Source organism: Streptomyces ziwulingensis (assembly GCF_039542605.1).
GTDB lineage: Bacteria > Actinomycetota > Actinomycetes > Streptomycetales > Streptomycetaceae > Streptomyces > Streptomyces ziwulingensis.
The window spans coordinates 24,270-39,734 of record NZ_BAABIG010000046.1; the positions used below are offsets into that span (position 1 = coordinate 24,270).

A 15,465-nucleotide genomic window follows, 5' to 3' on the forward strand; every position below is an offset into this window, starting at 1 on the left:
CGGGGCGACCGTGATCACCTCAGGGCGGGTGGCGCCGCCTGCGCCGACGTGCCCCACCCGGACGGCCGCGGGCCGACGGTGAACGCGAGCGTCCGCACCGAGCGCAGCGCGTCGGTGGTGAGGTAGGTCCGCGGGTACGCCTTGCCGTCCGTGCGGGCGGACTGGATGTAGCGGTCGGTGTCCGAGGTGCCGGCCGCGGTGACGGTCAGGGCGCCGCGCGGGTGGTAGCGGCGGTCCAGGGTCAGGTCGACCCGGTCGAAGACGGGCGTGGACAGGCCCCAGGTGTCGTAGCCGGGCTGGACCGGGAAGACGCCGATCGACGACAGGACGTTCCAGGCGGACATGGTCCCGAGGTCGTCGTTGCCGGTCATGCCGGTCGGCGTGTCCGTGAAGAGGGTCAGCGCCGCGTGCACCACGTCGGTGGTCTTCCAGGGCTGCCCGGTGGAGAGGTAGGTGTACGGGGCGATGAGGTCGGGTTCGTTCTGCGGGTTGTACTTGTCGGCGTTGTAGTAGTCGTACGGCCCGTTGACCCACACCTCGCGGGCGGTGCCCGCGGGGTCCTCCAGGAGCTGGTCGTAGGCGAAGAAGGAGTCGAGCCGCGTGTTCGCCGCGTCGGTGCCGCCGATCAGGTCGATCATGCCGGGCAGGTCCTGCGGGACGAGCCACTGGTACTGCCAGGAGGTGCCCTCGTGGAAGCCCTCGCTCCGCGCCGGGTCGGCCGGTCCGGTGAAGGCGCCGGAGGCGTCCCGGGCGCGGAAGAAGCCGGTGGCGGGGTCGAAGACGTGGCGGTAGCTCTGGGCGCGGTCCGCGTACCGCTCGGCGTCCCGCTCGTGGCCGAGGTCGTCCGCCATCCGCGCGAGCATCGCGTCCGACAGCGCGTACTCCAGGGTGGCCGAGGCGCCGTGGTCGTAGTCGGAGTCGCCCGGCTTGGCGTGCGGGCGGCCCTTGACGTACGGGGCGAAGCCGTCGGTGAGGTACTCGCGGTTGGCCTCCCGGCCCACCGCGGGCGAGTCGGCGGACGGCACCCCGTCGGCGTTCTTCCGCAGCGCCCGGTAGGCCCGCTCCTCGTACCCCTTGAGCAGGCCCTGCTGGTAGGCGTTGGTGAGGAAGGGGGTCACCGGGTCGCCGGTCATGATGTTGGTCTCGACCGTGCCGTAGCCCCACTTGGGCAGCCAGCCGCTCTCCTCGTCGACCCTGATGACGGAGATCGCCATGTCGCGGGCCTCACGGGGCGCGAGCAGGGAGAGGAGCTGGGACTGGGTGCGGTAGGTGTCCCACAGCGACCAGTTCTGGTAGTACGTGAACCCCTTCGCCCGGTGCACCTTCTGGTCCCAGCCGGTGTAGCGGCCGTCGGCGTCGCTGCCGATGTTGGGCGCGAGGAACGACCGGTACAGGGACGAGTAGAAGGTGCGGCGCAGGGTGTCGTCGCCGCCCTGGACGCGGATGTCGTCGAGCCGGTTCTCCCAGGTGCGCTGCGCCCGGTGGCGTACGGAGTCGAAGGAACGGCCGCCCTCGGCACGGAGGTTGCGGGCCGCGCCGGGGGCGTCGACGTAGCTCAGGGCGGTGGTCGCCTCCACCGTCCGGTCCTCGGTGGTGTCGAAGCGCAGGTAGGCGCCGTTGCGCCCGCCGTCCGCCGTGGAGCGGTCGGAGCCCGCGGTGACGGTGTCGCCGTTCCAGGTGCCGGAGGAGGCGAACGGGCGGTCGAAGCGGGTGACCGTGTACAGCGTGTACGGCTCGGTGTCCTGGCAGAAGCCGCTGCCGGTGATCGCGGTGCGCACGGTGCGGCGGTCGAGGATCTCGACCTCGGTGTGCAGGTTCTTGTGCAGCGACTGGCCCGCGTTGAGCAGCACGTTGGCCTTGTCGGTGGCCGGGAAGGTGTAGCGCTGCACGCCCGTGCGCGCGGTCGCGGTCAGCTCCGCGCCGATCCCGCTGTCCAGGCCGGCCCGGTAGTAACCGGGGCTCGCGCTCTCGTCGTCGTGGCTGAACCCGGCGGCGTACTTCGCGTAGTCGGTCTCCGTGACGTCGCCGGTGGTCGGCAGCACGGGCAGGTCGCCGCCGAGGCCGCAGCCGACGCCGGAGAGGTGGACCAGGGAGAAACCGCGGATGTGGTCGTCGGAGTGGTCGTAACCGACGTTGTGGCCGGTGTCCGGCGAGAACTGCACCATGCCGAAGGGCACGGCGGCGCCGGGATAGGTGTTGCCCTCGTTCTCGGTCCCGATGAACGGGTTCACGAGGTCGGTCAGCGGGCCGTCGTGCGCCGCCGCCTGCGCGGAGGGCACGGCGAGCGCGCCGGCGAGGAGCGCCGCCGCCGCGGCGGCCGTCGCCGTTCCGCGCAGCCGTGGGGTCCATCTCATGTCGGGGGGCCTTCCATGGGGCTCGGACAACGTTGTCAAAGCGGAGCGGGACCATTCTTCGGACTGTGCGTGTACTCGTCAAGGGTGGCGCGGGTGGTGGCCGCCGGGGCCGGGAGGGCGGCGCACCGCGGGTGTGCGGTGCGCCGCTCCCCGGCCCGGCCGGCCGGCGTGCGGCGTCCGGCGGGAGCGGGGAGGCGTCCGCCGGGGCCGCCCGTCGGTCAGGCGCAGTTCGCGGGGGCCGGCCGCGAGATGTCGGTGATCAGCCGCTCGTGCGCCGCCCTGAGCCGCGCCACCTCCGGCTTGACCACCTTCCGGTCGTACGTCAGCAGGCCGTTCAGCTCGCCCTCGACGTCGGTGATCTGGGTGTAGACCGCGCCGTTGCCGCCCGCGCAGGCCAGGGCGCGCACCTCGGCCAGCTTGGTGAGGTAGTCGTCCGTGTAGGTCGCCGGGTCGACGTCCACGTAGGACTGCTGGACCGACCAGGCGTGTCCGGGCACCGCCAGTCCCAGGCCGCCGTACTCGCCGCTGACCAGGGCCCGTTCACCGTCCGGCCGGGGTGGCAGGGCGGGACTGGGGTAGCCGTGCTCGTCCATGAGGTCGCCGGCCCCGCCGTCGGCCCCGAGGTTCAGGCCGGACTGGTTGTTCACCAGGCGCGTCGGGTCCCAGGACTTCGCCTGCTCGGCGATCCGGCCGACGTCGTACTGGCCCCAGCCCTCGTTGAAGGTGACCCACATGATCACCGAGGGGCTGCTGACGTGTTCGTCGATGATCTCCTTCATCTCCCGCTCGTACTCCGCGCGGGCGGCGGTGGACGGGTTCACGCCCGCCGTCATGGCCGGCATGTCCTGCCAGACCAGCAGGCCGAGCCGGTCGGCCCAGTAGAACCAGCGGTCCGGCTCGACCTTGATGTGCTTGCGCACCGAGTTGAAGCCCATCTCCTTGTGCGCCCTCAGGTCGTACGCCAGGGCCTCGTCGGTGGGGGCGGTGTGCAGGCCGTCCGGCCAGAAGCCCTGGTCGAGGGTGGCCATCAGGAAGACCGGCTCGCCGTTGAGCAGGGTGCGCGGGGTGCCGTTCACCTTCGCCACGGAGACGGACCGCATGCCGAAGTAGCCGCCGACCCGGTCGGCGCCGACGCTGACCCTCAGGTCGTACAGGAACGGGTCGTCCGGCGACCACCGGCGCGGGTCCGCGATCCGCAGGGTCAGCGGGGTGCCGGTGCGTCCGCTGACCGTGGCCACCTCGCGGTGCCCCTCGTACGCCGTCGCGGTGATCCGTACGCCGTCGCGCACGCCCCGCGGTTCCACGGTCAGCGTGGACGCGCCGATGTCCGGCGTCAGCTTGAGGGAGTCGACGTGGTCGCGGGCGACCGGCTCCATCCAGACGGTCTGCCAGATGCCGGAGGAGGGCGTGTACCAGATGCCGCTCGGGTCCAGGCGCTGCTTGCCGAGCGGCGGGTTCTCGCCGTCGGCGGCGTCGGTCGGGTCGTACACCCCGACGATCAGCTCCTGGGTGCGGCCGGGCCGGAGCGCGTCGGTGACGTCGGCGCTGAACTTGTCGTAACCGCCCTTGTGGGCCGCGACCTCGACGCCGTTGACGTACACCTGGCTCTGCCAGTCCACCGCGCCGAAGTTGAGCCGCAGGCGCCGGCCGGAACCGATGTGCCAGTCGGCGGGGACCGTGAAGGTGCGCCGGTACCACATGCGGTCCTCGTGCCGCTGGACGCCGGAGAGCTGGGACTCCACCGGGTAGGGCACGAGGATGCGCTCCGTCAGCGTCCGGCCGACGGGGGGCCGCTCGCCCGCCTCGGCGGCGGCGAACTGCCAGCGCCCGTTGAGGTTGCGCCAGTCGGCGCGGGTGAGCTGCGGGCGCGGGTAGTCGGGCAGCGCGTTGTCCGGCCCGACCTCGTCGGCCCACTCGGTGCGCAGCTCGTGCGTGGAGTGGTTGGGGCCGCTGGTCCAGAAGGCGTTGACAACGTTGCCTTCGGCCGTGGTGAGACCGCCCTCGCCGTCGTAGCGGATCTCCGCGGTGCCGGGTGCGGTGCCGGTCTTGTTCCCGACCACCGGCTGGTCGAGGGCGACGAGGACGGAGCTGGGGTCGGCCGGGTCGAGCCGGGCCGTCCCGAGGGGCCAGGCGGCACCGCCGATCACCGCCCGGAGGTGGCCGGTGAGGCCGGCCGGGGGTGCGGCGAGCGGCTGGGCGAAGTCGAGTCGCAGGGTGCGGCCGGTGCCGAGGACCGTGGCGGCGGTGGCGCCGTCGTAGTCGAAGCCGTCGGGCAGCCGGAACGCCGAGCGCGGGACGGCCCGCTTGGCGCCGGCCGGCTCGGTCCAGCGCAGGTGCAGGTTCGAGCCTCCGTAGTGCTCGAAGTACTCCAGCTTGATGTCGTACGACCGCCCCGCCGTCAGGCCGACCGGTTCGGCGCTCTGTTCGCGGTCCCAGTCGTCAACCCAGTGGTCGATGGCGAGCTGCCCGCCGATCCAGAGGCGGAAGCCGTTGTCGCCGGTGATCGAGAACGTGTGCGGGCCGGTCTTCTCGGGGACCAGCTTGCCGGTCCAGCGGACGCTGACGTCGTCCGCCTGGCCGGTCGCGAACCGCAGGCGCGATTCCAGGTCGGCGAAGTCGAGCTGCGGGTCGAAGCCGGTGGCCTTGAGCTGGTCGAAGTCGAAGGCTCCGGGGGCCGATTGCGTGTAGTACTCGCCCTTCAGTCCCTGGACCGCCGCGGCCGGCGCGGCGGCCGCGCTCGCGGCCCCGTCGGCGGCGGCCGCCGACGCGGGAGGCGCCGCGGGGGCGGCGGGGGCGGCGGTGAGTACGCCGATGCCGAGTGCCGCGGCGAGCAGTAACGTCGCTCGTTCTCTGAGTCGTCTGATGCGCACGGATCCTCTCCTTCGCGGGAAAGCCCGGTGATTACATCGATGTAACGGCAGATGCATGACAACACGGATTCCGATGCGCGTCCAGGGAGACGACAACAGCCCCGTCCGTTTCTCGCGACGGGGCTGTGCGGGGGCGGCCGGCCTCCGGTCAGGGGACGCGCTGGCCCTTGCCGAGGCCGATCACGCCGCCCTTGGAGACGGTGTACAGCTCGGCGTCCCGCTCCGGGTTGACGCCGATCGTCGCGCCCGGCGGCACCTGGACGTTCTTGTCCAGCACCGCCCCGCGCACGACGGCGCCCCGGCCGATGTGCACGTTGTCGTGGAGCACCGAGCCCTGCACCACCGCACCCGGGTCGACCACCACGCCCGGCGACAGCACGGACCGGGTGACCTGCCCTCTGATCAGGCATCCCGCGCTGACGATCGACTCCCCGGCGATGCCGCCGGCGTTGAACCGGGCGGGCGAGTGCTGCCCGGAGGAGGTGTAGATCGGCCACTGCCGGTTGTAGAGGTTGAAGGCGGGGCGCTCGGCGATCAGGTCCATGTGGGCGTCGTAGTAGGCGTCGAGGGTGCCCACGTCCCGCCAGTAGCCCTGGTCCCGGGCGGTCTCCCCGGGCACGTGGTTGGCGCTGAAGTCGTACAGTCCGGCCTCGCCCCGGTCGGTGAGCTGGGGCAGGATCGAACCGCCCATGTCGTGCACGGAGGTCTCGTCCTCGGCGTCCCGCTGGAGCGCCTCGATCAGGGCCTTGGTGGTGAAGACGTAGTTGCCCATCGAGGCGAAGACGCACTCGGGGTCGTCGGAGAGGCCGGGCGGGTCGGCGGGCTTCTCCAGGAAACGCTCGACGGTCCGGCCGTCGGAACCGGGGGTGATCACCCCGAAGGCCGAGGACTCGGCGCGGGGCACCCGGATGCCGGCCACGGTCACGCCCGCGCCGGACTCGATGTGCTGGGCGACCATCTGGCGCGGGTCCATGCGGTAGACGTGGTCGGCGCCGAACACCGCGACGTACTCGGGCTGTTCGTCGTGGACGAGGTTGAGCGACTGCAGGATCGCGTCGGCGCTGCCCAGGTACCAGCGCGGGCCGAGGCGCTGCTGGGCGGGGACCGGGGTGACGTAGTTGCCGAGCAGGCTGGACATCCGCCAGGTGGTGGTGATGTGCCGGTCCAGCGAGTGCGACTTGTACTGCGTGAGCACGCAGATGCGCAGGACGTCGGCGTTGACCAGGTTGGACAGCACGAAGTCGACCAGGCGGTAGGTGCCGCCGAAGGTGACCGCGGGTTTGGCGCGGTCCGCGGTCAGGGGCATCAGGCGTTTGCCCTCGCCGCCCGCCAGAACTATTCCGAGCACCGAAGGACCTCCACGACGCATGGCCGCTCCCCTCACCCTCGCTGTGGTGGCCCACACCTGCCCCTGGACCGCCCGCCTAAGCCTGCTTGCGTACTTGCACCGCCGCCTCGGAAGTCGCTCCGTCCGGGGACTCGCGCCGCCTCAGGACCTGCCGGCGGAGAGGACTTCCTCGTAGAGCCGGACCGTTCGGCGGGCCACCGCGTCCCAGCCGAACTCGCCCACCGCGCGCTCCCGTCCCGCCTCGCCCATGCGGCGTGCGGCCTCGGGGTCGCCGATGACCGAGTCCAGTGCGCGCGCGAGCCCCGCCTCGAAGTCGTCGTCCACGGTGACGAGTACCCCCGTTTCGCCGTCTGCCACGACCTCGGGGATACCGCCCACCCGCGAGGCCACCACGGGCGTGCCGCAGGCCATCGCCTCCAGGTTGACGATGCCGAGCGGCTCGTAGACGGAGGGGCAGGCGAAGACGGCGGCGTGGGTGAGGAGTTGGATGACCTCCGGGCGGGGCAGCATCTGCGGTATCCAGTGCACGCCCTCGCGGTCCCGGCTCAGTTCGGCGAAGAGGTCGCGGAACTCCCGGTCTATCTGCGGGGTGTCGGGCGCGCCGGCGCAGAGCACGACCTGGACGGACGGGTCGATGTGCCGGACCGCGCGCAGCAGGTGCGGCACGCCCTTCTGGCGGGTGATGCGGCCGACGAAGAGGACATAGGGGCGGGACCGGTCGATGCCGAGCCGGTCCAGGGTGTCGGTGGCGGGGTCGGGGCGGTACAGGCGGGTGTCGATGCCGTTGTGCACGACGTGCACGCGGTCCTTGTCCAGCGCCGGGTAGCAGCCGAGGATGTCCTCGCGCATGGCGCCGGAGACGGCGATCACCGCGTCGGCGGCCTCGACGGCGGTGCGCTCGGCCCAACTGGAGAGGGCGTAGCCGCCGCCCAGTTGCTCGGCCTTCCAGGGGCGCAGCGGCTCCAGGGAGTGCGCGGTCACCACATGGGGCACGCCGTGCTGCAGCTTGGCGAGGTGGCCGCCGAGGTTGGCGTACCAGGTGTGGGAGTGCACCAGTTCGCGGCCTTCGAGGGCGGCGGCCATGGCGAGGTCCACGGAGAAGGTGCGCAGCGCGTCGTTGGCGCCGTCGAGGGCGGCCCAGGGGCGGTGGCGCAGCACGCCGCCGGCGTCGGCGCCGGACGCCTCGCCCCAGCAGTGCACGTCCAGGTCGACCAGGGCGGCGAGTTCCCGGGCCAGGAACTCCACATGGACGCCGGCGCCCCCGTAGACGTCCGGCGGGTACTCCCGGGTCAGCAGTCCCACACGCACCCGGAACCTCCACTCTCGACGACTGATCACCTCATGGTCACCTACGGGGGGCGCGGGGGGAAGAGCGCGAGGGGTCGGAACCGGCTCGGGGCGGGGCGGGCGGTGGCGGCGGTGGCGGTCCCGGGGCACGCGGGGCGGGGAAGGCAGCGGTGGCGCGCGGAATCCAGGATCGGGGCAAACGCCCACAGTACGTACTGACGGCACGTACGGGCGGACCCCGGCACCACCCACCTCTGGGAGGAGTGTGCGCCCGGCGTACTCCATCGGCAGTAGGACCCAATGCGTGCTCAGGACTGACGACGGGAAGCAATCGGCGCGGCAGGCTGTTGCCATGGATGCCGACCGTTCGCCGCGCCGGGCCGGGCCCCTCGGGTCAGACCCCCGCCCCACGCAGAGGAGGCGCCGATGAGCGCCCTCGCGCTGTCAGTGGTGCTCTCCCTCGTGTCCGCGGTCGCCTACGCGGGCGGGGCGATCGTGCAGGAGCAGGTCGCGGTGTCCTCGCCGGGCCGGCAGTACGCGCCGCTGCGCCGCCCCGGCTGGTGGGCGGCGGTCGCGCTGAACGGCCTCGGCGGACTGCTGCACGTGGTGGCCCTCGCCTACGGCCCGCTGAGCCTGGTGCAACCGCTGGGCGCGCTGACGATCGTGGTCGCCCTGCCCATGGCCGCCCTCTTCGTGGGACGCGCGGCCGGCGCGACGGCGTGGCGTGGCGCGATCATGGCGACCGTCGGACTGGCGGGTCTGCTCTCCCTGGTCGGCTCGACCGAGTCACGGTCGCTGGACACCGCGCAGCGGATCGGGGTGGCGGTCGTGACCGCCGGGGTGGTCGTGGCGCTGATGATCGCGGGCCGGGCGGCCCACCGGCACCCGGCCGTGCGCAGCATGCTGCTGGCGACCGCGTCCGGTATCGCCTTCGGCATGTCCTCGGTCTTCACCAAGACCGTGGCGGTCGACTGGTCCGACGGGATCTCGACGGCCGACGCGCCGTCCCTGGCGGTGATCGGCGTACTGGCCACGGCGGGCATGCTGCTGTCGCAGGCGTCCTACCGGGGCGCGGGCCTCACGGCGCCGCTGGCCACGCTGACGGTGGTGAACCCGGTGGTCGCCGCCGCGGTCGGCATCACGATGTTCGGCGAGACCTTCCGCTACGGCACGGCCGGCACGGCGCTGGCGCTGGGCTGCGGCGTGGTGGCCGCGGGCGGCCTGATCCTGCTGACGACGGAACGTCTCTCCCGTCCGGAGGAGGAGGACGCGGGCGCGACGGACCGGACGCCCCGTGACGAACGGCGGCACGCGGTGGAGGCGGGGCGGGAAGACCCGACGGACGAGCAGCGGCCCCGCGCGGAGGACGGGCGCGGGGAAAGCGCGCGGGTGGGGGGCGCGCGGGTGGAGGGTGAGCGTACGGAGGGGGCGGGGGCGGTGCCGGACTCCGGTCCGCTGCCCGGCAAGGTCATGGTGCCCGCGCCGGCCGCGGCGGAGGTGACCGACGCGGCCGGGGTGGCGGCGCGCGGGGCCGGCGCGGCGGAGGAAACCGCGGCGCGGGCCCCTTACTGCGTCCTGTACGGCGGCGTCTTCCACGGCGGCCCGTACGTCCCGCTGCCCCTGCCGGGCCGGCACCGGGTGCGGGTCAGATCCTGACCCCGCCGGCCCGCAGATAGGCCAGTGGGTCGATGTCCGAACCGAAGCCGGGCCCGGTCCGCACCTCGAAGTGGAGGTGCGGGCCCGAACTGTTGCCGGTGGACCCCGAGCGGCCGAGGCGCTGGCCGGCGCTCACGCTCTGCCCGTCCCGCACGGAGATCGCCGAGAGATGGGCGTACTGGGAGTACCGGCCGTCGCTGTGCCGGACGACCACCTGGTAGCCGAAGGAGCCCTCCCAGCCGGCGCTGACCACCTGGCCGGAGGCGACCGACCTGACGGTCGTGCCGGTGACCACGGGGAAGTCGACGCCGGTGTGGTACCCCTTCGACCAGGAGGAACCCGCCTGGTGGTAGGCGGTGCCCGTGGCCGCGGCGACGGGGGCCACGAGGGCGTGGCCGGAACTCGCCTTCTTCGCGTCGCTCGCCGTGGAACTCTGCTTCTTCGGCTTCGCCGAGGGGGCTTCGCGCTCGGTCTTCTTCTCCGCCGCCTTGCGGTCGGTCTTCTTCCCCGCCTTGCGGTCGGTCTCCTTCTCCGCCGTCTTGCGGTCGGCCTCGCGCTCCGGGGCGCGCTCGGTGGTGCGCCCTGCTCCCTCGCCGCTCAGCGCCAGGCGCTGACCGGGCAGGATCAGGTCGGGGTCCCTCCCTATGACGCCGCGGTTGGCGTCGAAGAGGTTCTGCCAGCCGCCCCGGACCCGCTTTTCCTCCGCGATGCCCGACAGCGTGTCACCGGAGATCACGGTGTACGTCCGGGACCGGCCGGCCCGGGACTGCGGGGTGGTCTGGGGCCGCACGTCCGCCGCGGCGGACCCCTCGGCCTTTGCCTTGCCGCCCCCCTTGGTCCGGCCCTCGGACCCGGTCTTCCCGCCGCTCTTCCCGGCACTGTCGGTGCCCTTCGCGGCGTTCTTCTCCTTCACCTCCGCCCGCGCGGAACCCGCCGGGCGGATGTCCGGGGTGTCGCCGCCCCGGGTCAGTCCGGCCCGCGCCGAGCACACCGGCCAGGCGCCGGGCCCCTGCCCGTCGAGGACCCTCTCCGCGACGGCGATCTGCTGGTCCCGGGTGGCCAGGTCCGCGCGGGGCGCGTACCGGGCGCCGCCGAACGCCTCCCAGGTGGACTGGGTGAACTGCAGTCCGCCGTAGAAGCCGTTGCCGGTGTTGATGTCCCAGTCGCCGGTGGACTCGCAGGCGGCGACCTTCTCCCAGGTCTCCACGTCGGCCGCCTGCACGGTGCCGGTGCCGATGAACGGGAGCGCCATCCCGGCACCGCCCGCCGTCACGGTCAGTGAAGCGCGGTTGATCCTGTTCGGCTGATACCGGCGGTGCCGGCCGCGTACGGCCATCGACTTCCCCCTCGCCACTGCGTCAGGAGGGGCAAAAGTAAGCGCTGCGAACCGGACAGGACAAGACGGGTACCGGCCGCGCACGGAGGCGAAGTGGCAGAGATTCAGCGCTCACCGGGCGCCGGGGGCGCACGCGCGGTGAGCGGTTGAGCCCTCCGGCGCGTACCGCAGGACACCTCGGCGCACCGCCTTCACTGACATGCGGCCGAGGTACCGGCGCGTCAGGATGGTCGGGCAGCGATACTGACGTACTCGAATCCAGGTGATGAGGAGCCCCCGCACATGAGCACAACAGCGCAGATCGGTGTCACGGGTCTCGCGGTCATGGGCCGCAATCTCGCCCGCAACTTCGCCCGCAACGGCTACTCGGTCGCCGTCCACAACCGGACGGCCTCGCGCACGAAGGCGCTGGTGGAGGAGTTCGGCGGGGAGGGCGACTTCGTCGCGACGGAGACCGCCGAGGAGTTCGTGGCGGCGCTGGAGCGCCCCCGCCGCCTGGTGATCATGGTGAAGGCCGGGGAACCGACCGACGCCGTGATCCAGGAGTTCGCCCCGCTCCTCGAACCCGGCGACATGATCATCGACGGCGGGAACGCGCACTTCGCGGACACCCGGCGCCGGGAGCGGGAACTTCGTGACAAGGGCATCCACTTCGTCGGTACCGGCATCTCCGGTGGCGAGGAGGGCGCCCTGAACGGGCCGAGCATCATGCCGGGCGGTTCGAAGGAGTCGTACGGGTCGCTCGGCCCGATGCTGGAGAAGATCTCCGCGAAGGCGTCGGACGGCGCGCCCTGCGTCACGCACGTGGGGCCGGACGGCGCCGGGCACTTCGTGAAGATGGTGCACAACGGCATCGAGTACGCCGACATGCAGCTCATCGGGGAGGCGTACCAGTTGCTGCGGGACGTGGCCGGGTACTCCCCCGCGCAGATCGCGGAGATCTTCCGCACCTGGAACACCGGTCGCCTGGACTCGTATCTGATCGAGATCACGGCGGAGGTGCTGTCGCACGTCGACGCGGCGACGGACCGGCCGTTCGTGGACGTGGTGGTCGACCAGGCCGAGCAGAAGGGCACGGGCCGCTGGACCGTGCAGATCGCGCTCGACCTCGGGGTGCCGGTGTCCGGGATCGCGGAGGCGGTCTTCGCCCGCTCGGTGTCCGGGCACGCGGCGCTGCGGGAGGCCTCGCGCGAGCTGGCCGGGCCGCGGCCGTCGCCGCTGTCGCAGTCGGAGGCGGCCGCCTTCGCCGACCGGGTGGAGCAGGCGCTGTACGCGTCGAAGATCGTGTCGTACACGCAGGGCTTCCACGAGATCGCCGCGGGCAGCGAGGAGTACGGCTGGGACATCGACCTGGGCGCGGTCTCGGCGATCTGGCGGGGCGGCTGCATCATCCGCGCGGCCTTCCTCGACCGTATCCGCGAGGCCTACGGCACCCGGCCCGACCTGCCCAGCCTGCTGTCGGACGAGACGTTCGCCCGGGAGATCGCGGGCGCCCAGGACGACTGGCGCGAGGTGCTGGTCGCCGCGGTGCGCCAAGGCGTGTCGACGCCCGGTTTCGCCGCGGCCCTCGCGTACTACGACGCGCTGCGCGCGGAGCGTCTGCCGGCCGCGCTCACCCAGGGGCAGCGGGACTTCTTCGGGGCGCACACGTATCGCAGGACGGACCGGGACGGCGCGTTCCACACGCTGTGGGGCGGGGACCGGTCGGAGGTGCCGGCCTGAACGCACCCTGCGGGCGGTGACCGGGAGGGTGGGTCCGGTCACCGCCCGGCGTGTGCCGCGCGGGGGCGCGGTGTGCGTGCGGCCGGTCAGCTCAGCGGGGGTCCCGGCTCCGGGTGCGGTACGGGCTCCGGGCCCGGCGGCACCGGAGCGGGCGAGGGGTCCGGCGGACCCGGCGGCACCGGCTGCGGCCCGGGTCCCGGCGGCTGGGGCGTCGGCTGCGGGCCGGGGCCCGGAGGGGGCTGCGGGGGCTGGGGGCCCGGGCCCGGGGTGGGACCGGGCGGGACGGGGTCCGGATACGGGTTCGTCATGGCAGGTGTCCTCCGGCCAGTGGATCGTCGGGCGTCGGCTCTGGACTTCTCCCCCGCCTACCCGGCGGCCGCTCCCCCAAGCCCTCCCCCTCGCTCCCCGGGAGAACCGTGTGACCCGGACGGGTCCTCCCCGGCCTCCCGGCCCGCCCGGGGCCGGCGGCCGGCGGCGGGCTCAGGCCGGCACGGCGTGCGGGCCGCGCTCCTGATCCGAGCCCGGCACCGGCGCGGACGGGTCGGCGCCCAGCTCCACGATGCGGTTGTCCGCGTCCACATGCACCACCCGCGGCTTCAGCGCCCTGGCCTCGACGTCGTCGACCTGGGCGTAGCTGATGAGGATCACGAGGTCGCCGGGGTGCACCAGGTGGGCGGCGGCCCCGTTGATCCCGATCACACCGGAGCCCCGCTCGCCCTCGATGACGTAGGTCTCCAGCCGGGCGCCGTTGGTGATGTCCACGATGTGCACCAGCTCACCGGGCAGCAGGTCGGCGGCGTCCAGCAGGTCGGCGTCGACGGTGACGGAACCCACGTAGTGCAGGTCGGCCTGGGTGACGGTGGCTCGGTGGATCTTGGACTTGAACATGGTACGAAGCATCGGGAACTCCCACACTAGGCTCCCTGCCTGCGTTTTTGCAGGTCAAGGGCTATTTCCACACCCTACAACGCGTCGCACGCACGAGCAGCTTCGGCTTGGTCCCGCTTGGTCTCGCTTGGTCTCGCTGGACGACCGCACAAGCCTACGCAGCACCCTTCGGGAGGGGACCGTGATCGCTGTCACTCTTGCTTCGCCCTCTGTACCTCACCCCTTGCTCAGATAGGTGGTCATGGTGCGCACGGTCGGGTATGCGAAGAGGTCGACGGCGGGGATGCGCCGGTTGAATCTCTCGGAGAGCCGGCGCTGCACCTTTATCAAGAGCATCGAGTGGCCACCGATGTCGAAGAAGTTCTCGTCCCGGTCCACGTGCGCGACGTTCAGCACCTCGCACCACGTCGCGGTGACGATCTCCTCCACCGCTGCCGGGGCGTCCGGCAGATCCTCCCGGGGCGCGATGCGCACCGGTGTCTGCGGGGCGGGGGCCGGCAGTCCGGCCAGGTCGAGCTTGCCGCTGCCCAGCAGGGGGAGCGCGGCCAGCGGGACGATCGAACGGGGCCGCATCGCCGTGGCCAGGTTCGCCGCCAGATACGACCGCAGCTCCGTCGTGTTCTGCGAGCCGGTCACCGCGTAGGCCACCAGGTACGGGCCGTCACCGTCGTCGAAGGCACGCACATGTGCCTGGCGTACCAGCGGATGGGCGGTCAGCAGGGCGGCGATCTCCTCGGGTTCGATCCGGTGGCCCCGGATCTTCACCTGGTCGTCCGCCCTGCCGACGTACACCAGGCCGGCTTCCTCGGCGCGCACCAGGTCTCCGGTCCGGTACGCCCGCGGCCAGCCCTGGGCGGGAGCGAATCGCTCGGCGTCGAGGACCGGGTCGAGGTATCTGCCCAGGCCGACCCCGCCGATGACGAGTTCACCGGTCTCGCCCCAGCCGACCCGCTGGAGACTCGCGTCGACGACGGCGAGCCGCCATCCGTCCAGGGGCAGGCCGATGCGGACGGTGTCCTCGGCCGTGAGCCGGGCGGCGCTGCAGCCCACCGTCGCCTCGGTGGGGCCGTAGATGTTCCAGACCTCACCGCCCGCGGCGACACCGGCGACCAGCCGGCGGGCGAGTGCCGACGGGCATGTCTCGCCGCCCACGATCAGCAGGCGGACGCCGGCGTAGGCGGCGTCCGGCCACTGCTCCGCCAGGGTGGGCACCGTGGAGACGACCGTGACGCGCCGCTCCCGGAGCCATGGGGCGATGTCGGCTCCCGACCGCACCAGCACGCGCGGAGCCGGGACCAGGCAGGCTCCGTGGCGCCAGGCCAGCCACATCTCCTCGCAGGAGGCGTCGAACGCCACGGAGAGGGCGGCGAGTACGCGGTCGCCGGGCCCCAGTGGCGCGGTCGGCAGGAAGACGCGGGCCTCCGCGTCCACGAACGCCGCGGCGGCTCGGTGGGATATCGCCACCCCCTTGGGCCGGCCGCTGGTACCGGAGGTGAAGATCACCCAGGCGTCGTCGTCCGGTCCGGGGACGCCGGTGACGGAACGGGGCGGGGTGCCCTCCCGCAGCCGGGTCGTCCCGCCGGCTTCGAGGACCGCGCACACCTGGGCCTCGGTCCACACCCGCTCCGCCCGCGCCGGGGGATCGTCGGCCTCGACCGGCACGTACGCGGCGCCGGCGGCCAGTACGGAGAGGATCGCGACGTAGAGCCGCGCGGTGCCCGAGGGGATCCGAATGCCGACCCGGTCACCGACGCCGATCCCCAGCGTCCGCAACCGCTGGGCGCCTGCCTCGACTTCGGCGGACAGTTCGCGGTAGGTCAGCCTGCGGGTGCCGTCGTCCACGGCGGCCTGTCCGGGGTGGGCCGAAACGGTCTCCCGGAGTATGCCGAGGAGGGTTCTCGGCGGCGGTGGCGCCGCCTCGGGCAGCACCGCCGGGCGGGGTTCCACTTCTGGCACGGTCGGGTTCCGGTCGTGGTGGGCACCGGGTGCGTACATCGCAGTCAC

9 protein-coding genes are annotated in these 15,465 nt (G+C 72.8%); 2 read left to right on the forward strand and 7 right to left on the reverse strand.

The annotated features are described in order from the left end of the window. Positions 1 to 14 precede the first annotated feature (14 nt). The 4 genes from ABEB00_RS22150 to glgA all read right to left on the reverse strand — a co-directional run bounded on the left by ABEB00_RS22150 (position 15) and on the right by glgA (position 7,880). Positions 15 to 2,354, reverse strand: a complete 2,340-nt coding sequence (locus ABEB00_RS22150; protein ID WP_345621757.1) for a GH92 family glycosyl hydrolase — start codon at positions 2,352 to 2,354, stop codon at positions 15 to 17. 218 nt (positions 2,355 to 2,572) lie between these two features. Then, positions 2,573 to 5,224 carry a PA14 domain-containing protein gene (locus ABEB00_RS22155; protein ID WP_345621759.1) on the reverse strand — a complete coding sequence of 884 codons (2,652 nt, stop codon included), beginning with the start codon at positions 5,222 to 5,224 and terminating at the stop codon, positions 2,573 to 2,575. Positions 5,225 to 5,372: 148 nt separating this feature from the next. Beyond that, entirely contained in the window at positions 5,373 to 6,593 is a 1,221-nt protein-coding gene (gene glgC / locus ABEB00_RS22160) for a glucose-1-phosphate adenylyltransferase (protein ID WP_345621760.1), read from the reverse strand. A 120-nt stretch (positions 6,594 to 6,713) separates the two neighbouring features. Then, the gene (gene glgA, locus ABEB00_RS22165) at positions 6,714 to 7,880 is read right to left on the reverse strand and encodes a glycogen synthase (protein WP_345621761.1); all 1,167 of its coding nucleotides are present in this window, start codon (positions 7,878 to 7,880) and stop codon (positions 6,714 to 6,716) included. Between the two features lie 405 nt (positions 7,881 to 8,285). On the opposite strand from glgA, the gene ABEB00_RS22170 reads away from it, so the two are divergent. Next, a complete protein-coding gene (locus ABEB00_RS22170) occupies positions 8,286 to 9,515 on the forward strand; it encodes a DMT family transporter (protein WP_345621762.1) in 1,230 nt (409 codons plus the stop codon). On the opposite strand, the gene ABEB00_RS22175 is transcribed toward ABEB00_RS22170, so the two are convergent. Further along, a complete protein-coding gene (locus ABEB00_RS22175) occupies positions 9,505 to 10,851 on the reverse strand; it encodes a transglycosylase family protein (protein ID WP_345621763.1) in 1,347 nt (448 codons plus the stop codon). The two genes, ABEB00_RS22170 and ABEB00_RS22175, sit on opposite strands and share 11 nt — an antisense overlap. Before the next feature lie 282 nt (positions 10,852 to 11,133). Between ABEB00_RS22175 and gndA the strand changes: the two genes are divergently transcribed. Continuing rightward, positions 11,134 to 12,573, forward strand: a complete 1,440-nt coding sequence (gene gndA / locus ABEB00_RS22180; protein WP_345621765.1) for an NADP-dependent phosphogluconate dehydrogenase — start codon at positions 11,134 to 11,136, stop codon at positions 12,571 to 12,573. Positions 12,574 to 13,053: 480 nt separating this feature from the next. Here the strand turns inward: gndA and panD are convergent, their stop codons facing one another. Then, positions 13,054 to 13,473, reverse strand: coding sequence for an aspartate 1-decarboxylase (gene panD / locus ABEB00_RS22185; protein WP_345621767.1), 420 nt, complete (start codon positions 13,471 to 13,473; stop codon positions 13,054 to 13,056). 204 nt (positions 13,474 to 13,677) lie between these two features. Next, entirely contained in the window at positions 13,678 to 15,456 is a 1,779-nt protein-coding gene (locus ABEB00_RS22190) for a non-ribosomal peptide synthetase (RefSeq protein ID WP_345621768.1), read from the reverse strand. Between the last annotated feature and the right edge of the window lie 9 nt (positions 15,457 to 15,465).

What these genes read in the sequence shown, in the direction of transcription:
- ABEB00_RS22150 (WP_345621757.1), bottom strand. Translation starts at nt 2,354, where the DNA reads ATGAGATGGACCCCACGGCTGCGCGGAACGGCGACGGCCGCCGCGGCG.
- glgC (WP_345621760.1), bottom strand. Translation starts at nt 6,593, where the DNA reads ATGCGTCGTGGAGGTCCTTCGGTGCTCGGAATAGTTCTGGCGGGCGGC.
- ABEB00_RS22170 (WP_345621762.1), top strand. Translation starts at nt 8,286, where the DNA reads ATGAGCGCCCTCGCGCTGTCAGTGGTGCTCTCCCTCGTGTCCGCGGTC.
- ABEB00_RS22175 (WP_345621763.1), bottom strand. Translation starts at nt 10,851, where the DNA reads ATGGCCGTACGCGGCCGGCACCGCCGGTATCAGCCGAACAGGATCAAC.
- gndA (WP_345621765.1), top strand. Translation starts at nt 11,134, where the DNA reads ATGAGCACAACAGCGCAGATCGGTGTCACGGGTCTCGCGGTCATGGGC.
- panD (WP_345621767.1), bottom strand. Translation starts at nt 13,473, where the DNA reads ATGCTTCGTACCATGTTCAAGTCCAAGATCCACCGAGCCACCGTCACC.
- ABEB00_RS22190 (WP_345621768.1), bottom strand. Translation starts at nt 15,456, where the DNA reads ATGTACGCACCCGGTGCCCACCACGACCGGAACCCGACCGTGCCAGAA.